20 protein-coding genes and 1 tRNA gene are annotated in these 17,269 nt (G+C 66.0%); 8 read left to right on the forward strand and 13 right to left on the reverse strand.

Annotated features, from left to right (window positions below; translation table 11 throughout):
- Nucleotides 1-120 precede the first annotated feature (120 nt).
- From G481_RS0107860 to G481_RS0107870, 3 genes are read left to right on the forward strand one after another with little or no spacing between them, the layout of a single operon-like run.
- Nucleotides 121-1,401, forward strand: coding sequence for an NAD(P)/FAD-dependent oxidoreductase (locus G481_RS0107860; protein ID WP_028029542.1), 1,281 nt, complete (start codon nucleotides 121-123; stop codon nucleotides 1,399-1,401).
- Between the two features lie 3 nt (nucleotides 1,402-1,404).
- Complete coding sequence (locus G481_RS0107865) at nucleotides 1,405-2,190, forward strand: DUF1365 domain-containing protein (RefSeq protein WP_084450717.1); 786 nt, start codon at nucleotides 1,405-1,407, stop codon at nucleotides 2,188-2,190.
- Entirely contained in the window at nucleotides 2,187-3,347 is a 1,161-nt protein-coding gene (locus G481_RS0107870; RefSeq protein WP_028029544.1) for an SAM-dependent methyltransferase, read from the forward strand. The genes G481_RS0107865 and G481_RS0107870 overlap by 4 nt, the downstream gene beginning before the upstream one ends.
- 32 nt (nucleotides 3,348-3,379) lie before the next feature.
- Here G481_RS0107870 and yidD read toward each other — a convergent pair whose 3' ends face one another.
- The 3 genes from yidD to rpmH all read right to left on the reverse strand — a co-directional run bounded on the left by yidD (nucleotide 3,380) and on the right by rpmH (nucleotide 4,202).
- Nucleotides 3,380-3,634, reverse strand: a complete 255-nt coding sequence (gene yidD, locus G481_RS0107875) for a membrane protein insertion efficiency factor YidD (RefSeq protein ID WP_028029545.1) — start codon at nucleotides 3,632-3,634, stop codon at nucleotides 3,380-3,382.
- On the reverse strand, nucleotides 3,631-4,005 hold the full coding sequence (gene rnpA, locus G481_RS0107880) for a ribonuclease P protein component (protein ID WP_051294381.1): 375 nt from the start codon (nucleotides 4,003-4,005) through the stop codon (nucleotides 3,631-3,633). Before rnpA ends, yidD begins: the two co-directional genes overlap by 4 nt.
- Nucleotides 4,006-4,067: 62 nt before the next feature.
- A complete protein-coding gene (rpmH, locus tag G481_RS0107885) occupies nucleotides 4,068-4,202 on the reverse strand; it encodes a 50S ribosomal protein L34 (RefSeq protein WP_028029547.1) in 135 nt (44 codons plus the stop codon).
- A gap of 229 nt (nucleotides 4,203-4,431) precedes the next feature.
- Here rpmH and G481_RS0107890 point away from each other — a divergent pair, with 229 nt between their 5' ends.
- Both G481_RS0107890 and G481_RS0107895 read left to right on the forward strand, forming a co-directional pair.
- Complete coding sequence (locus G481_RS0107890) at nucleotides 4,432-5,820, forward strand: sensor histidine kinase (protein ID WP_028029548.1); 1,389 nt, start codon at nucleotides 4,432-4,434, stop codon at nucleotides 5,818-5,820.
- Nucleotides 5,821-5,885: 65 nt separating this feature from the next.
- Nucleotides 5,886-5,962, forward strand: a tRNA-Arg gene (locus tag G481_RS0107895).
- A 110-nt stretch (nucleotides 5,963-6,072) separates the two neighbouring features.
- Here G481_RS0107895 and G481_RS0107900 read toward each other — a convergent pair.
- On the reverse strand, nucleotides 6,073-7,227 hold the full coding sequence (locus G481_RS0107900; protein WP_211235189.1) for a DSD1 family PLP-dependent enzyme: 1,155 nt from the start codon (nucleotides 7,225-7,227) through the stop codon (nucleotides 6,073-6,075).
- 128 nt (nucleotides 7,228-7,355) lie between these two features.
- Between G481_RS0107900 and G481_RS0107905 the strand changes: the two genes are divergently transcribed.
- Nucleotides 7,356-8,765, forward strand: coding sequence for an amidase family protein (locus G481_RS0107905; RefSeq protein WP_028029550.1), 1,410 nt, complete (start codon nucleotides 7,356-7,358; stop codon nucleotides 8,763-8,765).
- Between the two features lie 72 nt (nucleotides 8,766-8,837).
- Nucleotides 8,838-10,058: an NAD(P)/FAD-dependent oxidoreductase gene (locus G481_RS0107910; RefSeq protein WP_028029551.1), complete on the forward strand. Its 1,221-nt coding sequence runs from the start codon at nucleotides 8,838-8,840 to the stop codon at nucleotides 10,056-10,058.
- Nucleotides 10,059-10,061: 3 nt separating this feature from the next.
- Here G481_RS0107910 and G481_RS0107915 read toward each other — a convergent pair whose 3' ends face one another.
- The 5 genes from G481_RS0107915 to rpsA form a co-directional block, all read right to left on the reverse strand.
- Nucleotides 10,062-10,508, reverse strand: a complete 447-nt coding sequence (locus G481_RS0107915) for a GNAT family N-acetyltransferase (RefSeq protein ID WP_028029552.1) — start codon at nucleotides 10,506-10,508, stop codon at nucleotides 10,062-10,064.
- Nucleotides 10,505-11,179 carry a phosphoribosylanthranilate isomerase gene (locus tag G481_RS0107920; RefSeq protein WP_245594940.1) on the reverse strand — a complete coding sequence of 225 codons (675 nt, stop codon included), beginning with the start codon at nucleotides 11,177-11,179 and terminating at the stop codon, nucleotides 10,505-10,507. Before G481_RS0107920 ends, G481_RS0107915 begins: the two co-directional genes overlap by 4 nt.
- Nucleotides 11,180-11,182: 3 nt before the next feature.
- Entirely contained in the window at nucleotides 11,183-11,542 is a 360-nt protein-coding gene (locus tag G481_RS0107925) for a lipopolysaccharide assembly protein LapA domain-containing protein (protein WP_342666567.1), read from the reverse strand.
- Nucleotides 11,539-11,844 (reverse strand): integration host factor subunit beta, encoded by a 306-nt coding sequence (gene ihfB, locus G481_RS0107930; protein WP_028029555.1) that lies wholly within the window; start codon nucleotides 11,842-11,844, stop codon nucleotides 11,539-11,541. Before ihfB ends, G481_RS0107925 begins: the two co-directional genes overlap by 4 nt.
- A 179-nt stretch (nucleotides 11,845-12,023) precedes the next feature.
- Entirely contained in the window at nucleotides 12,024-13,706 is a 1,683-nt protein-coding gene (rpsA, locus tag G481_RS0107935) for a 30S ribosomal protein S1 (protein WP_028029556.1), read from the reverse strand.
- A gap of 269 nt (nucleotides 13,707-13,975) precedes the next feature.
- On the opposite strand from rpsA, the gene secB reads away from it, so the two are divergent.
- On the forward strand, nucleotides 13,976-14,446 hold the full coding sequence (gene secB / locus G481_RS0107940; RefSeq protein ID WP_028029557.1) for a protein-export chaperone SecB: 471 nt from the start codon (nucleotides 13,976-13,978) through the stop codon (nucleotides 14,444-14,446).
- Between the two features lie 75 nt (nucleotides 14,447-14,521).
- On the opposite strand, the gene dnaQ is transcribed toward secB, so the two are convergent.
- Genes dnaQ through G481_RS0107960 form a run of 4 tightly spaced genes read right to left on the reverse strand, consistent with a single transcriptional unit; the run spans nucleotide 14,522 to nucleotide 17,241 of the window.
- Complete coding sequence (gene dnaQ / locus G481_RS0107945) at nucleotides 14,522-15,217, reverse strand: DNA polymerase III subunit epsilon (RefSeq protein ID WP_028029558.1); 696 nt, start codon at nucleotides 15,215-15,217, stop codon at nucleotides 14,522-14,524.
- Nucleotides 15,210-15,806: a dephospho-CoA kinase gene (gene coaE / locus G481_RS0107950; protein ID WP_028029559.1), complete on the reverse strand. Its 597-nt coding sequence runs from the start codon at nucleotides 15,804-15,806 to the stop codon at nucleotides 15,210-15,212. Before coaE ends, dnaQ begins: the two co-directional genes overlap by 8 nt.
- Nucleotides 15,803-16,648, reverse strand: coding sequence for a shikimate dehydrogenase (locus tag G481_RS0107955; protein ID WP_028029560.1), 846 nt, complete (start codon nucleotides 16,646-16,648; stop codon nucleotides 15,803-15,805). The genes coaE and G481_RS0107955 overlap by 4 nt, the downstream gene beginning before the upstream one ends.
- Nucleotides 16,645-17,241, reverse strand: a complete 597-nt coding sequence (locus G481_RS0107960; protein WP_028029561.1) for a Maf family protein — start codon at nucleotides 17,239-17,241, stop codon at nucleotides 16,645-16,647. Before G481_RS0107960 ends, G481_RS0107955 begins: the two co-directional genes overlap by 4 nt.
- Nucleotides 17,242-17,269 lie beyond the last annotated feature (28 nt).

Here is a 17,269-nt window from a genome sequence, read left to right on the forward strand (position 1 = left end):
CGGCAGATCAGATCACCCCGACGCGGGAATTTCAATTACAGATCAGTTTCCTGACCTTACGAGTGATCTGGGGCCCGTGCCGGAACGTAGCCAAACATACCCAGACCCAAGGAGACGACCTTGCCCTTTGACCTGACACGCGGCGCGCCGCAGAAGATCGCGATCATCGGTGGCGGAATTGCCGGGATGTCGGCGGCCTGGCTGTTGTCGCGTCACCACAAGGTCACGCTGTTCGAGGCCGCGCCCAGACTTGGCGGGCACGCACGGACCGTCATGGCCGGGCGGCGGGGGGATATTGCGGTCGATACCGGGTTCATCGTCTTCAACTATGCCAATTACCCACACCTGACAGCAATGTTTCGCGATCTGGACGTGCCGGTCCATCGCAGCGACATGAGCTTTGGCGTCTCGCTTGGGAATGGCCGGGTCGAATATGCGCTGCGCTCGGCCGGGGCGCTGTTCGCGCAACGCTCGAACCTGGTGCGTCCGGGGTTCCACCGGATGATCCGAGACATCTTGCGTTTCAACGCCCATGGGGCGGCTGCGGCGCAGGGCCGGCCCGAGCTGACCATCGAGGAGCTGCTTGGGGAACTGGGGCTGGGGGCGCGGTTCCGCGATCACTACCTGTATCCGATCTGCGGGGCAATCTGGTCCACCCCGGCAAGCCGCATCGCCGACTTTCCCGCCGAGACGCTACTAAGATTCATGGGCAATCATGCGCTGATGTCCAAGGGCGGTCAGCATCAATGGTGGACGGTCACGGGCGGCAGCGTGACCTATGTGAACCGGCTGACGCAGGCTATGGCTGCGCAGGGCGTCGCCTTGCGGCCGGGAACGCCCGTGCGGGCCGTCACGCGCGGTGACGCCGGGCCGACGGTTCAGTTTGACGGCACGGCCGAAGGTTTCGATCAGGTGATCTTTGCCTGCCATGCCGATCAGACCCTGGCCCTGCTGTCCGACCCCTCGGCCGAAGAAACCGCAGCCCTGGGCGCCGTGCGCTTTCAGGACAACCGCGCGGTGCTGCATGCCGATCCTGTCGTGATGCCGCGCCGGCGCGCCTGCTGGAGTTCCTGGGTCTACCGTGCCGATGATCCGCAGGCCGAACAGGCAGTGGGCGTGACCTACTGGATGAACCGCCTGCAATCGCTGCCCGAGGATGACCCGCTGTTCGTCAGCCTCAATCCTGGCGCCGCGATCGACCCGGCGCTGATTTATGACGAAACGACCTTTCGCCATCCGGTCTTTGATCAGGCCGCCATTGCGGCGCAGGCCAGGCTGAAAGACATGCAGGGCACGCGCCAGACCTGGTTTGCCGGCGCCTGGTTGCGCAACGGATTCCACGAGGACGGCTTTGCCAGCGCCATGCGCATCGCGCGCCAGCTTCTGCCGGCACGGATCTAGGTGATGACCGGGGGCCTTGGGTCCATTCTGGCCGACGGGGGCGTGCTGCATCTGCCGTCGGATGTCATGCATGCCCGGCGTGGTGCGGTGCGCCACGCCTTTCGGTATTGGGTCGATTACCTGCTTCTGGCGCCGGAAACCGTCCGCCCGCGTGGGCTGTTCCGGCTGGGCCGATTTGGTCTGTTCAGCTTTTTGGCTGCCGATCACGGGGGGCCACGCGGGGCGGGCAAGGGCGCGCCCTGGGCCTGGAAGATCATCGAAAATGCCGGGCTGGTGCGGGACGGGTCGATGACCATGGCCCTGATGACGCAGCCGCGCTTTCTGGGCTACTGGTTCAATCCGGTCAGCTTCTGGATGGTGCTGCGCGGCGACGACCTGCTTGCCGTGATTGCCGAGGTCAACAACACCTTTGGCCAACGCCATTCCTATCTGTGCCACCGGCCCGGTTTCGCCCCGATCAGGCCCGAGGATTCGCTGACGGCCGACAAGGTCTTTCATGTCTCGCCGTTTCAGGACGTGGCAGGCAGCTATGAATTCCGCTTTGCCCTGACCGCAGACAGCATCAACGTGCTGATCCGCCAGACCGACGGCGACGAAGGGCTGATCGCCACCATGCGCGCAAGGCCCGGCCCGCTGCGTCAGACCGCACTGCTTGCCGCCGCCCTGCGCCGCCCGGGCGGCGCGCTGCGCATTGTTGCCCTGATCTACTGGCAGGCGCTACGCTTGCGTCTGAAGGGTATCGCCTACCGCCGCCTGCCCCCACCCCCGTCCGAGGAGATCAGCCAATGAGCCTGATGCAGACCCGCTTTCTTTCCTCTCTCGAAGGGATCAACCACGGGCGGCTACGGCTGATCACACCCGAAGGACACCGCCACAGCTTTGGCTCGGACGGGCCCGAGGCCGAGATCCAGATCTCTGACTGGGCGCTGCTGTCGGCGCTGGCACGGCGGGGCGATGTCGGCTTTGGCGAAAGCCACATCGCCGGCCATTGGGACAGCCCGGACCTCGAGGCGCTGCTGACGCTGGCGATCCGCAACCTTGACCATCTTGGGTCTCAGGGCAGGCAAGGGCTGCTGGCCGGGCTGCGGTTTCGCATGATCGACCGGCTGCGGGCGAACACGCTTGCCGGGTCATCGCGCAACATCCGGGCGCATTACGACGTCGGGAACGAGTTCTACCAGCTTTGGCTGGACCCCGGCATGAGCTATTCCTCGGCCCTTTTTGACGGCACCGACGATCTGGAAACAGCCCAGGCGCGCAAGAACGACCGCATCCTGTCGCGCCTTGCCAGCGGCGAGCGGATTCTGGAAATCGGCTGCGGCTGGGGCGGGTTTGCCGAACGCGCCGCCGATACGGGGCGCCATGTCACCGGGCTTACGCTGTCGCCCGCGCAAAAGGGCTATGCCGATGCCCGGCTGGACGGGCGGGCCGACATCCGGCTGCAAGACTATCGCCACGCCAGCGGGCGGTTTGACAACATCGTCTCGGTCGAAATGATCGAGGCGGTGGGCGAGCGTTATTGGCCGACCTATTTCTCGGCGCTCAAGGCCCGTCTGGCCCCCGGCGGGCGCGCGGTCGTGCAGGCGATCACCGTGCCGGATGCGGAATTCTCGGTCTACCGCAAACGGTCCGACTTCATCCGCCAGCACATCTTTCCGGGCGGCATGTTGCCCAGCCCCGCGATCCTTGCGCATCAGGGCGCCAAGGCAGGGCTGGAGCTGCGGGGCAGCTTTTCCTTTGGCAAGGACTATGCCCGGACCTGCCGCATCTGGGCCGCGCGCATGGCTGAAGCCGCGCCGCGTATCCGCAAGTATGGCTATGATGCAGCCTTCCTGCGCGGCTGGCGCTATTACCTTGAAGGATGTGCCGCGACCTTTGCAACGGGTCGCACCGATGTGGTGCAGGTCGAATACGGCCACGCAGAGGGCGCTGCACTGGCCGCCTGAGCCCCCAGCCACCGCGATAGCGCGCCAAACGCCTAGCGGTGGTGCTGCGCGTCATGCTCGGGGTCTGCCCCGGGCACAGGATCATATCCGTGCCCGCCCCAGGGGTGACAGCGGCAGATCCGGTGCGCCGCCAGCCAGCTGCCGCGCAGGGCACCATGGCGCTCCAGCGCCTCAAGCGCATAGGCCGAGCAGGTAGGCTGATAGCGGCAGCCATGCCCGACCCAGGGGCTGAGCAGCAGCCGATAGGCGCGCACTGGCAGCGCGGCGATATGGGCCAGCGGGGTCATGCCCCGGCCCCATGAATGCGGCGCAGCGCCTGCGCCAGATCGGCCAGCAGGTCGGCGTAGGGCCGGATCACCGTGGCGCCCGGCCGCGCGACCAGAACATAATCCCAGCCCGGCACCCCCTGCCCTGCCAGAACCTCGCGCGCTAAGGCCCGCATCCGGCGCTTGGCCCGGTTGCGCATCACGGCATTGCCGATCTTTCTCGAGGCGGTAAATCCGACGCGCAGCGCGGGGCTGCCATCGTCACGGGCGCGGGCCTGCAACAGGAAACCTGCGGTGCCCTGCCGGCGGCCCTGCGCAGCGCGCAGGTAATCGGACCGAAGCTGCAAGGTTTCCATCTGCATTCCTCTGGCCAACGACAAAAGGCGCCGCATGCGGCGCCTTGCCTGCCCTTGCGGGCGCAACATCCGGGTCGGGCCGAAGCCCTAACCGGAAATCAAGCGCACAGGCGCTTGCGGCCCTTGGCGCGGCGGGCTGCCAGCACCAGCTGACCACCTTTGGTGGCCATGCGGGCGCGGAAACCGTGGCGCCGCTTGCGGACCAGCTTCGAAGGTTGATACGTGCGTTTCATCGCGGCTCTCCGTGTCGATCATGCGGCCCGCACCCGATGGATTCGAGAGCCGCCGTCATCAAGGCCCGGTCCTTAACTGCGACTCCCCCGCAAGTCAATCACGCTGCTCGCCTTTTTTCGCCGATTCCGCCACAAGCCCGTGCTTTCGCTGTTGCAGCGCAGCAGGCTCTGGTAACGTCGGTGCAAATCGCCGTGATCGGCCAACGGCGCGGCACACTGGGGACGGAGGATGATCCTGAACACCCTGTCGGGGCGGTTTCTTGCGCTGACCGTGGTTTTCGTGGTGTTGGCAGAAGCGCTGATCTTTCTGCCCTATATCGCGAAATTCCGCGAGGACTGGATGCTTCTGCGGCTGGAAAAGGCCCAGATCGCCGCGCTTGCCCGCCTGACCACCGATGCGGTCATCGACGAGTCGCTGGAGGCCGAGCTTCTGGCGAATGCAGGCGTGTTCAACGTCGTGCTGCGGCGCGACGAGGTGCGCCAGCTTGTGCTGTCCTCGCCGATTCCCTCACCGATTGTTGCAACCTATGACCTGCGGCTTGCGACCGTGTGGGATCTGGTGGGCGATGCGGTGGTCGCCATGTTCGGGACCGGGAACCACGTCATCCGCATCATCGGCACGCCGACGAACGATGCCGGATCGCTGATCGAGATCACCACGCAGACCGCGCCCCTGCGCGCGGCGCTGCTGGATTCGGGCCTGCGCATCCTGGCCATGTCGGCACTGGTGTCGGCCGCCACGGCGGTTCTGCTGTTCATGGCCGTCCAGGTGCTGATGGTGCGCCCCATCGGCCGCGTGATCGCCAGCATGTCCGCCTATGCTGCCGCGCCCGAAGATGCCCGCAGCGTCATCGTGCCCACCGCCCGCATCCGCGAGCTGCGCGAGGCCGAAGAGGCGTTGCAGACGCTGCAAACCCAGCTGACCGGCGCGCTGCGGCAAAAGGAACGACTGGCCCAGCTTGGCAGCGCCGTGGCCAAGATCAGCCACGATCTGCGCAATATCCTGACCTCGGCCCAGCTGTTCGCCGACCGGATGGAAGACAGCGACGATCCCATGGTCGCCCGCGCCGCGCCCAAGCTGATCGGCTCGATCAACCGGGCGATCAACCTGTGCGAAACGACGCTGGCCTTTGGCAAGGCCGAAGAGCCCCCGCCAAGGCTGGCCCCGCTGCAATTGCGCCCGCTGGTCGAGGAGGTGCTCGAGGCCGAATCGCTGTCGACCGACGGGCCGGTCACGGCCCTGGTCGATCTGCCGGACGATCTGACCGCCATGGCCGATGGCGAGCAGTTGTATCGTGTCCTGTCCAACCTGATCCGCAATGCCCGGCAGGCGATCGAGGCCACCGGCAAGCCCGGCGAGATCGAGGTCAGCGGTGGCCAGGACGAGGCCGGCATCTGGCTGCGCATCGGCGATACCGGCCCCGGCCTGCCGCAAAAGGCGCGCGAGAACCTGTTCTCGGCCTTTCAGGGCGGGGCACGCAAGGGCGGCACCGGACTTGGCCTTGCCATCGCGGCCGAGCTGGTGCGCGGCCATGGCGGACGGCTGGAGCTGCTGCGCAGCGATGCCGAGGGCACCGAATTCCTGCTGACCTTGCCCGCGCCGAACGAATTGCACTGACTGTCGCATTCCCGTCGTTTTCGCCCTTGCAAACCCCCGGAACCACCGCTAGAAGCCACCCCAACGCGCCCGTAGCTCAGCTGGATAGAGCATCAGACTACGAATCTGAGGGTCGGACGTTCGAATCGTTCCGGGCGCGCCATTCAACTCCTGAACATCGGTAGAGTTTGTCTGGCCTTGGCTAGGCCATTGTCTTGGCTGCCATTCAGGCTGCGGCAAAGGCGGGTGGCCCTTTGGGGGCCGATCAGCCCCCTACCAGACCTTGCCGCGCGCGCTGACTGGCCAGACGTCCTCGACGCGGCCGTTGCGGATGCAGACATACCAGTCGTGCAGGTTACAGGTCGGGTCGCAATGGCCGGGCACAAGGCGCAGGCGGTCGTTGATCTTCAGCCGGTTCTCGGGGTCGGCCAGCGTGCAATGTTCATCGCTCAGGCCGGTAATGGTGACGCCGTCCAGCCCATGCACCAGCGGCAGGCCGCTTTCGGCCGACATGGCCTTGAGCCCCGCATCGCCGACGGCGCGGCCGGGCAGGGGGTGGCTGATGACGCTGGTCAGCACGAACAGTGCGTTTTCCCACTCCGACTCGTCGATCCGCCGGCCTTCGGCATCGCGGATCCGGCCATAATCGGCGTCCATGAAGGCGTAGGAGCCGCATTGCAGTTCATTGTAAAGGCCCGAAGCGGCCTCGAGCCGATAGGACCCGGTGCCCGCGCCTGACACCAGCTTTGGCGGCAGCCCCGCGGCCGCAAGCGCGTCGACCACCTGACGGACCAGCGCAAAGGCGCGGTCCGCGGCGGCCTGACGTTCGGCATGGGTTTCCAGATGCTGCATGGCGCCCTGATAGGCCTGCACCCCCGCAAAACGCAGCCCGGGCGCCGCGTCGATTGCCTGCGCCAGCGCCACGGCCGCGTTCGGGCCAGAAACGCCGCAGCGGCCGGCACCGCAATCAAACTCGACAAAGCAGTCCAGGGCAGTGCCATGGCGCTGCGCAGCAGCCGACAGGGCGGCAACATTCGCCAGATCGTCGACACAGACCGTAACCTCGGTGCCAAGGGCGGGCAGCCTGGCAAGCCGGTCGATCTTGGCCGGATCCGTCACCTGGTTGGACAGCAGAATGTCCCGCACCCCCGCGCGGGCGAACACCTCGGCCTCGGAGACCTTCTGGCAGCACACGCCCGCAGCCCCGCCCAGATCCTGTTGCAGCGCCAGCACGTCCACCGACTTGTGCATCTTGCCATGCGCGCGGTGCCGCATCCCGTGGGCGCGGGCAAAGTCGCCCAGCTTGCGGATGTTGCGCTCCAGCGCGTCCATGTCGAGGATCAGGCAGGGTGTCTGAATCTGCGCCTCGGTCATGCCGGGCAGGGCGGGAATGTCGAAACCGACTTCGAGTCCGTCGAACGCGCGCATCACAATCTCCATCCTGGGACCCTATGGGTGGCGCGGCACCGCCCAAAACACAAGAGGGTCAGAGCAACCTTGCGATACCCGCCCCACGGGGCCATGCTGCCCCCGAAACCGGCAGGGGGGGGCGACGGATGGCCGAGCTTTGGGAACTGGATGCAACCGTGATCGCGGCCAAGGTGCGCGCCCGCGAGGTATCGGCACGCGAGGTCACCAGCGCGGCGCTGGCGCGGTTGACAGCTGTCAACTCTGCCCTCAACGCGGTGGTGCAGGAATTCCCGCAAGAGGCGCTGGCCGCGGCCGACCGGGTGGATGCCGCGCTGGCCGCCGGGCAGGATCCGGGTCCGATGGCGGGCGTTCCCGTGACCATCAAGGTCAATATCGACCAGACCGGCCATGCCACGACCAATGGGTTGCGGCTGCAAAAGGATCTGATCGCAACCTCGAACAACCCGGTGGTCGACAATTTCCAGCACGCGGGCGCGGTGGTGATCGGGCGCACCAATACCCCGGCGTTTTCGATGCGCTGGTTCACCGACAACCAGCTGCACGGCAAGACGCTGAACCCGCATGATCCGGCGATCACCCCGGGCGGATCGTCGGGCGGGGCGGCCGCCGCAACGGCCGCAGGGATTGGCGCGGTCGGGCATGGCAACGACATTGGGGGATCGGTGCGCTATCCGGCCTATGCCTGCGGCATCCACGGGCTGCGGCCCAGCTTTGGCCGGGTGGCCACCTTCAACGCCTCGGGCGCCGAGCGCAGCATTGGTGGGCAGATGATGTCGGTTCAAGGTCCGATGGCGCGCAGCATTGCCGATGTGCGGCTGGCGCTGGCCGCGATGGCCGGGCGCGACATGCGTGATCCGTGGTGGGTGCCTGCGCCGCTGCAGGGCCCGGCCTTTGCCCGGCGCGCAGCGCTGTGCATTCGCCCTGACGGACTTGAGACCGCGCCCGAGGTCGAGGCCGCGCTGCGCGAGGCGGCGGCGCGGCTGGTCGATGCCGGCTGGCATGTGCAGGAAATGGACACCCTGCCACCTTTGCGCGAGCTGGTGCCGCTGCAACTGGCGCTGTGGTTTGGTGGCGACGGGATCGAGAATGTCCGCGCCATGGTTCTGCGCGAGGGTGATCCCGGCGCGATTGCCACGCTGAGCAATGTGCTGGGCAAGCATCTGGACAGCATCGACCTGCCCGCGTTTTCCTCGGTGCTGACCCGCCGCGCGACATATCTGCGCCAGTGGCTGGCCTTTCTGGAGGACTGGCCCGCGGTGCTGATCCCCAATTCGGCGCATCTGCCCATGCCGCAGGATTTCGACATCCAGTCGCCGGAAACCGGCGCCATCGCGGCCGAGATCCAGATGACCCAGCTTGCCCTGCCTGTGCTGGGCCTGCCGGGGCTGTCGGTCGCCATGGACAAGGTGGGCCGGGTGCCGAATGGCGTGCAGATCATAGCCAGCCGCTTTCGCGAAGATATCCTGCTGGCCGCGGGCGAGGACATTGCCAGCCGGGGCGCCCCGATCATGCCAGTCACGCCGGCAATGGGCTGATCCAGCCCACCTTGTGCAGCACGCCAAAGCGGCGCAGGCTGGCCGCGGGTCATTCAGGTAAGAGAGGCTGACATGTCCGAGGTGATGGTTCTGGGCGCCGGTATGGTGGGCGTGGCCACTGCGCTTGCGCTTCAGGCCGCTGGCCGGTCCGTCCTGCTGATCGACCGGGGCGAGCCGGGGCGCGAGACCAGCTATGGCAATGCCGGGATCATTCAGGCCGAGGCGGTGGAACCCTATGCCCTGCCGCGCGATCTGGGGGCCCTGCTGTCCATTGCGCTGCGGCGGGACAATGCGGTCAGCTATCATCTGGATGCGTTGCCCTCGCACATGGGCGTGCTGTGGCGCTATTTCCGCGCCTCGGCGCCCGGACGTCACCGGGAAATCTCGCAGGTCTATGCGGCGCTGGTGCAACGCTCGACCGCCGATCATGCGCCGCTGATTGCCGCAGCGGTGGCCGAGGCGCTGATCCGCCGCGATGGTCTGCGCACCGCCGCGCGGGCCGAGGCGCCCTTTGCCGCGCAGGTTGCCGATGCCGAACGGTTGGCGCGGGACTATGGCGTTGCGATCTCGGTCATGGATGGCGAGGCGCTGGCGGCGGCTGAACCCGGGTTGCGGCTGCGCTTTGCCGGGGCGATCCACTGGCATGACGCCTGGGCCTGTTCCGACCCCGGCGCGCTGGTCGGGGCCTATGCCGATCTGTTCCGCGCGCGGGGCGGCACGGTGGACACCGGCGATGCGATGACGCTGGAACAGGCGGGCGCCGGCTGGCGGCTGGGCCAGCACAGCGCGCAGGATGTTGTCGTGGCGCTTGGCCCCTGGTCGCCGGTTCTGCTGCGGCGCTTTGGCTATCACATCCCGATGCTGCGCAAGCGGGGCTATCACCGGCATTTCACCGGCGGGGCCAGCCTGAATGTGCCGATGATGGATACCTCTATCGCCACGGTTCTGGCGCCGATGCGCGCCGGGTTGCGCGTGCTGACCGGGGCCGAACTGGCGCGCCCGAATGCGGCGGCGACCCCGCGCCAGCTGGCCCGGTCCGAAGCCGGAGCACGCGAGATCCTGGACCTTGGAACCCCGCTAGAGGCCCAGCCCTGGGTCGGAAACCGGCCCTGTATGCCCGACATGCTGCCGCTGGTCGGCGCTGCGCCGCGCCATCGGGGGCTGTGGTTCCACTTTGGCCACGGGCATCAGGGCTTTACGCTTGGCCCGACCACCGCTGCCCTGCTGGCCGAGGAAATGGTGGGCGGGCGTCAGCCCATGTCGGCGCTGTCGCCATCGAGGCTGGCGGTTTAAGGATCAGATCAGGGATTTCTTGAAGCCTAAGTGGCTGGGCTCATACCCCTGCCGGGCATAGAACGCATGGGCGCGGCTGCGGTCGCGGTTGGTGGTCAGCTGGATCAGGCTGCACCCGGCTGCGCGGGCCCGCGTCTCGGCATCGGCCATCAGCGCGGCGCCAATCCCGGTGCTGCGCAGGTTCGAGGCCACGCGCACCGATTCCACCTGCGCCCGCCGCGCGGCGCGCAGCGAAAGGCCGGTGATGAAGGTCAGCTGATAGGTGGCCACGATCACCCCGTCCTGATCGCCAACGATCAGGTGGTTGTTGCCTTCGGCCATCATCGCATCAAAGGCGGCCAGATAGGGGGCAAGGTCCGCAACCTCGCGCCGGGCGCCTAGATCGTCGTCTGCCAACATGGCCACGACCGCCGCCACATCGCCGCGCGTGGCCAGGCGCCAGCGGATCACGCCACAGCCGCCACGAATGCGGCGATCAGGGCCGGATCCTTGATCCCCGGCGCGCTTTCCACACCGGACGAGACATCGACCTGCCGCGCGCCGGTCAGGCGCACCGCCTCGGCCACGTTGGCGGGCGTCAGGCCACCGGCCAGCATCCACGGCCGGCTCCAGCGGCGCCCGGCGATCAGGCGCCAGTCAAACGCCAGCCCGTTGCCACCCGGAAGGGCCGAGCCCTTGGGCGCCTTGGCATCGACCAGCAGCATGTCGGCCACCTGGGAATAGTTGTCCAGTGCGGGCAGGTCTTCCTCGGAGGCAACGCCAACCGCCTTCATAACCGGCAGGCCATAGCGGGCGCGGATTTCGGACACGCGCGCAGGGGATTCCTTGCCGTGCAGTTGCAAGATGTCGATGGGCACTTCGGCCAGAATGGCATCCAGCAGCGCATCATCGGCATCGACCGTCAGCGCGACCTTGGCCAGACCCACAGGCGCCAGCAACGCCAGGTCCCGCGCCTGCGGGATCGACAGGTTCCGGGGCGAGCGGGGGAAGAACACGAAGCCACCATAGGCCGCGCCAGCCTGCGCCGCCGCCAGAACATCGGCCGCCGTGGTCAGGCCACAAATCTTGACACGAACGCCGCCACCCGTGTCGGGGGCGCTCATCACCAATCTGACAGCCATGGATCAGCCAGCCTTGCGCGGAGGCGCATCCAGCAGCGCCAGAACATCGTCTTTCGGCGCGGGCGGGGTGGCCTGGGCGACCTCGCGCTTCAACTGCTGCACCTCGCGCGCCTTGGCGGCGGCAGCGGCCCGATGTTTGTGTTCGCGCAGCCATTCCCAAACGAAGCCGATCAGCACGCCGACGACAACACCGCCGAAGCCGACCAGAAACAGCGGCAGGCGGATCGTCCAGTCAATGCCGACCAGCTGCGCCAGATCTGGCGGCAGCATGTGCAGCGCAACCACTTCGCGGTTCGCCAGCGCCACTGCGACCAGCCCGACGGCGATCAGCAGCAGCACCAGATAGCGCAGGTATTTCATCATTCGTCGTCGTCCGGTCCGGTATCGTATCCGTTCAGGCGATCACGCAGCAGCTTGCCGGTCTTGAAGAAGGGCACGCGCTTTTCCTCGACCTCGACAGCCTCGCCGGTGCGGGGATTGCGGCCAACCCGGGCGTCCCGTTCCTTGACGGAAAACGCACCGAACCCGCGCAGCTCGACCCGGTCGCCACGCGAAAGGGCAGAGATGATCTCTTCGAATACGGTGTTCACGATCCGCTCGACATGACGCTGGGTCAGGTGCGGGTTTTCGTCCGCGATCTTCTGGATCAGCTCGGATCGTATCATCAAGTCCCCCCGGTTCTGGAGTGGCCCTGTTACCGGACCTGCCGCGACTATAGGCAGAAATTGGCGCCTGACAAATACTAATGCCATGCCGAGGCACCCGGTAAGCGGCGCTTGGCGCACAGAAAATGTGAAACGGCCCCGCCAGGGCGGGGCCGTCGCAAGGGCCACTGGCCCCGATCTTAGTTGCGGTCGCCGCGCAGGGCCGCGCCGAGGATATCGCCCAGCGATGCGCCCGAATCAGACGAGCCGTACTGTTCCACGGCTTCTTTCTCTTCGGCGATCTCGCGCGCCTTGATCGACAGGCCCAGACGGCGGGTCTTGGGGTCGATGTTGGTCACGCGCACGTCGACCTTGTCGCCAACCTGGAAGCGCTCGGGGCGCTGGTCGGCACGGTCGCGGGCCAGATCCGAACGGCGGATGAACGACTTGGCGCCGTTGTATTCCACCTCGATGCCGCCATCTTCGATGGCCGAGACGGACACGGTGATGACCGAGCCACGCTTCACGCCATCAACAGCGTCGGTGAAGGTGTCGTCGCCCAGAGCCTTGATCGAAAGCGAGATACGCTCGCGCTCGACATCGACTTCCGAGACGGCGGCCTTGACCACGTCGCCCTTGCGGTAGTTCTGGATCGCATCTTCGCCGCGCTGATCCCACGACAGATCCGACAGGTGGACCATGCCGTCGATATCGCCTTCGAGGCCGACGAACAGACCGAATTCGGTGATGTTCTTGACTTCGCCTTCGATGACGGTGCCGGGCGGGTTGTTTTCAGCGAAGACTTCCCACGGGTTGCGCATGACCTGCTTGAGGCCCAGCGACACGCGGCGCTTGGCGCTGTCGATTTCCAGAACCATGACGTCCACCTCTTGCGAGGTCGAGACGATCTTGCCGGGGTGCACGTTCTTCTTGGTCCAGGACATTTCGGACACGTGGACCAGACCTTCGACACCGGCTTCCAGCTCGACGAACGCGCCGTAGTCGGTGATGTTGGTCACGCGGCCCTTGTGGACCGAACCCAGCGGATAGGTGCGTTCCACCACATCCCACGGATCGGTCTGGAGCTGCTTCATGCCCAGGCTGATGCGGTGGGTTTCCTTGTTGATCTTGACGACCTGAACCTTGACGGTTTCGCCGATCGACAGGATTTCCGAGGGGTGGTTGACGCGGCGCCAGGCCATGTCGGTGACGTGCAGCAGGCCATCGACGCCGCCCAGGTCAACGAACGCACCGTATTCGGTGATGTTCTTGACCACGCCATCGACGATCTGGCCTTCGGCCAGCTTGCCGATGATCTCGGCGCGCTGTTCGGCACGCGACTCTTCGAGGATCGCGCGGCGCGAGACAACGATGTTGCCACGGCGACGGTCCATCTTCAGGATCTGGAACGGCTGCTTCAGACCCATCAGCGGGCCGGCGTCGCGCACGGGGCGCACGTCAACCTGCGAGCCGGGAAGGAACGCAACAGCGCCGCCCAGATCGACGGTGAAGCCGCCCTTGACGCGGCCGAAGATGGCGCCTTCGACGCGCTCTTCTTTCGCATAGGCTTTTTCCAGACGATCCCAGGCCGCTTCACGCTTGGCTTTCTCGCGCGAGATGACGGCTTCGCCGCGGGCATTTTCCACGCGGTCGAGATAGACCTCGACTTCGTCGCCGACAGCAACGTCGGGCGCTTCGCCGGGGTTCGCGAATTCTTTCAGGTCGATGCGGCCTTCCATCTTGTAGCCGACATCGATGATGGCCTGGCCCGCCTCGATGGCGATGACCTTGCCTTTGACAACCGTGCCCTCGTCGGGGGTGTCAAGTTCGAAGCTTTCGTTCAGGAGGGCTTCGAATTCCTCCATGGTCGCTTTAGCGCACATGCAGATCAGTTTCCTTTTGGTCTGTTTCACAGGCCATGCGGTTGGCTCCGCCGGTCTTTGGCCCCGTCAACGCGGTCTGCCCCGGATCATCCGGGCACAGGAGTCGTCGCAGCGGGATGGCGGGCATTTAACGCGCCCACGCCTGTCTGACAAGGAAAACAAGCCGGATTTCCCGTGATGCGGTCGATTCAGGTAGGGGATCGCGCCATTGAGGCCCCGCAGGCTTCCTGATAACACGTCGCCAAGCCGGTTTACAGCAGGAGAGGACTATGGCCGAAGACGCAGAAGCCGCGCCGCAGGTGCGGATGACCATTGTCGCGCAATACATCCGCGACCTGAGCTTTGAAAACGCGCTGGCGCAAAAGGGCCTGTCCACGGGCGACGTTCAGCCGGACATCCAGGTCCAGGTGGCGCTGGACGCCAGCAAGCGGGCGCAGGATCACCAGTACGAAGTGGTGCAGAAGTACAAGATCACCGCCAAGAACAAGGTGAATGGCGATACGCTGTTCCTGCTGGAAGTGGATTATGGCGGGGTCTTCCATGTCGAAGGCGTGCCGGAAGACCAGCTGCACCCGTTCCTGCTGATCGAATGCCCGCGGATGCTGTTCCCCTTTGTGCGGCGGATCGTGTCTGACATGACCCGCGATGGCGGCTTCCCGCCGCTCAACCTGGATCCGGTGGATTTCCTGGGCCTGTATCGTCAGGAACTGGCGCGCCGGGCGCAAGTCGGCAACGCCTGAGCCTGTGACATCTGCGGACCGGGGGTTTTGCACCCCCGGACCCCCGCAGGGTATTTGAAAAAAGGCAAAGGCCGGTCAGGAATAGCGTTTCCAGATCGCCTGATCGCCCATCGCGTCGACAAACGCGGTATGCGCTGTCAGCTCTGACTCGGTCAGCCGGGCGGGCAGGGGTTGCGGGCGGGGACGGGGGCGCCAGTCAGGATCCGAGGCCACGGGGCCCTTTGAGCCCGAGGCAACCGGTGCGAGCACCAGATCGGGTTGCCGGCCACCGATCAGTTCCAGATAGACTTCGGCCAGGATTTCGCTGTCGAGCAATGCGCCGTGCTTTTCGCGCGCCGAATTGTCGACCCCGAAGCGGCGGCACAGCGCATCGAGCGAGGCGGGCGAGCCGGGAAACTTGCGGCGGGCCATCGCGAGCGTGTCAACCACGCGCCCCCAGTCCAGATGGGTCAGCCCGATGCGGCCAAGTTCGAAGTTCAGGAACTTGATGTCGAAGGCGGCATTGTGGATCACCAGCCGGGCATCGCCGACAAAGTCGATGAACGACTGGCCGACGGCGCGAAACACCGGATGGCCGCGCAGGAATTCCTCGGACAGGCCATGCACGGCGAAGGCCTCGGCCGGCATGTCGCGTTCGGGGTTGATATACTGGTGATACGTTCGGCCGGTCGGCATGTGGTTGAACAGCTCGACCGCGCCGATTTCCACGATGCGGTGCCCCTCGGAGGGCTCGAACCCGGTGGTTTCGGTATCGAGGACGATTTCACGCATTGCGCAGCTTTTCTCGGATCTCGGACAGGATGGCGCGCACCTTGGTACGGGCGCCCTCGAGCGTCGAGGTGTCGATCACCCAGGTGGCGCGGGCGCGCTTGTCGGTGTCAGGCATCTGGTTGGCAAGGATGCGGTCCAGATCGGCCGGGGTCATGGTGCCACGATCCAGAACGCGGGCGCGCTGGACATCGGCAGGAACAGAGACGACGGCAACGCCATCACACATCCTGTCGGACCCGCCCTCGAACAAAAGGGGGATGTCGAGCAGGACGATATCGGCGGTGCTCTGGGCCAGAAATTCGGCGCGGTCCTGGCCAACCAGCGGGTGAACGATGGATTCAATGCGCTTGAGCGCGGTCGGATCGGCGGCGATCCGGGCCTTGAGCGCGCCGCGGTCGATCGCGCCCGACACCAGAGACTCGGGAAAAGCCTGGGACAGGGGGGCGACAGCGGCACCACCCGCCGAATAGAGCCGGTGAACGGTGGAATCGGCATCCCAGACCGGGATGCCTTCGTCCGCGAACATGCGGGCGGTCGTTGACTTGCCCATGCCGATGCCGCCGGTGAGGCCAAGAACGTAGCGGGTCATGCGGCAAGCACTGCAGCGCGGGTTTCGGCATCGACCACGGGACGGACGCCGAACCAGCGTTCAAAGCCCGGGACGGCCTGATGCAGCAGCATTCCCAAGCCATCGACGGTGGTGCAGCCGGCCTCTTTGGCGGCGCGCAGGAACGGGGTTTCCAACGGGGTGTAGACAATATCCGTGACAACCGCGCGCGGATCGAGCGCATCGAGCGGAATGCGAAATTCGGACTTGCCGACCATGCCAAGAGAGGTCGTGTTGACGACCGTCATGGCGCCTTCGACCATACTGGCGCCTTGCGTCCAGTCGACGACCTGCACACGGGCGCCAAAATCGGCGCGCAGGCTTTCGGCCCGGGGGCGGGTGCGGTTGGCGATGCGCACCTCGGGCACGCCCGCATCGAGCAAGGCCCAGACCACGCCACGCGCGGCGCCGCCAGCCCCGAAGACAGCCGCCGGACCCGAGGACGGCACCCAATGCGGCGCCTCTTGCCGAAGGTTGTTCAGGAAACCGAGGCCATCGGTGTTGTCGGCGTGCAGCTTGCCATCCTTGCGGAAGATCAGCGTGTTCGCCGCACCAATCACCGCAGCGCGGTCGGTCACGATATCGGCAAGGCCAATGATCGCCTCTTTGTGCGGGATGGTGACGTTGCAACCGACGAAGCCAAGCCGGGGAAGCATCCGCAGCGCCTCGGCCAGATCGGCCTGGGACACCTCCATCGGGATATAGTGGCCTGCGATGCCATAGCGCCGCAGCCAGAAGCCATGCAGGGCAGGGGACCGCGAATGGGCAATCGGCGAGCCGATGACACCGGCGAGGGGAATGCGGGTCGGTGCAGGAGTGGTCATGCCGGGATCAGACCCCGTTGACCCAGATAGCCGAGCAACGCGACCAAGGGCAGACCCAGGACGGTGAAATAGTCACCCTCGACCCGAGAGAACAGGCGAACACCTTCGGATTCAAGCTTGTAGCCGCCGACGCTGTCCAGGACGGATGCACCGTTCCTGCTGATGTAGTCATCAAGATAGGCGTCTGAAAACTCACGCATCGTCAATCGCACCTCCCCGACATGCCGCCACACTGGCCCCCCATCCTGATATACCACGACGGCTGACAAAAGCTTGTGGGTGCGGCCACGAAGAGCCACCAACTGTGCCCGCGCTGCATCAGGGGTTTCCGGCTTGGAAAAGACCTGACCACCACAGTCCAGAACCTGATCGCAGCCGATCACGACAGCAGAGGGAAAGCGGCTGGCAAGTTTGGCGGCCTTCATCTCGGCCAGGGTATCGGCCTGATCGCGCGGATTTGCGCCTTCTGCGTCTAGGGCGGCGCGGATCGCCTCTTCGTCGATGCGGGCAGGGTGGCATTCCACCTGCACGCCTGCATTGCGCAGCATGTCGGCGCGGATCTGCGAGGCAGAGGCAAGGACGATCTGGGGCATGGACGACTCTGTGGATAATCGCGTTTCG

Source organism: Gemmobacter nectariphilus DSM 15620 (genome assembly GCF_000429765.1).
Taxonomy (GTDB): domain Bacteria; phylum Pseudomonadota; class Alphaproteobacteria; order Rhodobacterales; family Rhodobacteraceae; genus Wagnerdoeblera; species Wagnerdoeblera nectariphila.

Bases quoted from the DNA above. Each gene is read 5' to 3' on its own strand.
- G481_RS0107955 (WP_028029560.1), bottom strand. From the start codon at position 16,648: ATGACCACTCCTGCACCGACCCGCATTCCCCTCGCCGGTGTCATCGGC.
- G481_RS0107960 (WP_028029561.1), bottom strand. From the start codon at position 17,241: ATGCCCCAGATCGTCCTTGCCTCTGCCTCGCAGATCCGCGCCGACATG.
- G481_RS0107900 (WP_211235189.1), bottom strand. From the start codon at position 7,227: ATGCGCGCGTTCGACGGACTCGAAGTCGGTTTCGACATTCCCGCCCTG.
- G481_RS0107905 (WP_028029550.1), top strand. From the start codon at position 7,356: ATGGCCGAGCTTTGGGAACTGGATGCAACCGTGATCGCGGCCAAGGTG.
- G481_RS0107910 (WP_028029551.1), top strand. From the start codon at position 8,838: ATGTCCGAGGTGATGGTTCTGGGCGCCGGTATGGTGGGCGTGGCCACT.
- rpmH (WP_028029547.1), bottom strand. From the start codon at position 4,202: ATGAAACGCACGTATCAACCTTCGAAGCTGGTCCGCAAGCGGCGCCAC.
- coaE (WP_028029559.1), bottom strand. From the start codon at position 15,806: ATGACCCGCTACGTTCTTGGCCTCACCGGCGGCATCGGCATGGGCAAG.
- rnpA (WP_051294381.1), bottom strand. From the start codon at position 4,005: ATGCGGCGCCTTTTGTCGTTGGCCAGAGGAATGCAGATGGAAACCTTG.
- yidD (WP_028029545.1), bottom strand. From the start codon at position 3,634: ATGACCCCGCTGGCCCATATCGCCGCGCTGCCAGTGCGCGCCTATCGG.
- G481_RS0107890 (WP_028029548.1), top strand. From the start codon at position 4,432: ATGATCCTGAACACCCTGTCGGGGCGGTTTCTTGCGCTGACCGTGGTT.
- G481_RS0107865 (WP_084450717.1), top strand. From the start codon at position 1,405: ATGACCGGGGGCCTTGGGTCCATTCTGGCCGACGGGGGCGTGCTGCAT.
- ihfB (WP_028029555.1), bottom strand. From the start codon at position 11,844: ATGATACGATCCGAGCTGATCCAGAAGATCGCGGACGAAAACCCGCAC.
- G481_RS0107920 (WP_245594940.1), bottom strand. From the start codon at position 11,179: ATGGCTGTCAGATTGGTGATGAGCGCCCCCGACACGGGTGGCGGCGTT.
- G481_RS0107925 (WP_342666567.1), bottom strand. From the start codon at position 11,542: ATGATGAAATACCTGCGCTATCTGGTGCTGCTGCTGATCGCCGTCGGG.
- dnaQ (WP_028029558.1), bottom strand. From the start codon at position 15,217: ATGCGTGAAATCGTCCTCGATACCGAAACCACCGGGTTCGAGCCCTCC.
- G481_RS0107870 (WP_028029544.1), top strand. From the start codon at position 2,187: ATGAGCCTGATGCAGACCCGCTTTCTTTCCTCTCTCGAAGGGATCAAC.
- rpsA (WP_028029556.1), bottom strand. From the start codon at position 13,706: ATGTGCGCTAAAGCGACCATGGAGGAATTCGAAGCCCTCCTGAACGAA.
- secB (WP_028029557.1), top strand. From the start codon at position 13,976: ATGGCCGAAGACGCAGAAGCCGCGCCGCAGGTGCGGATGACCATTGTC.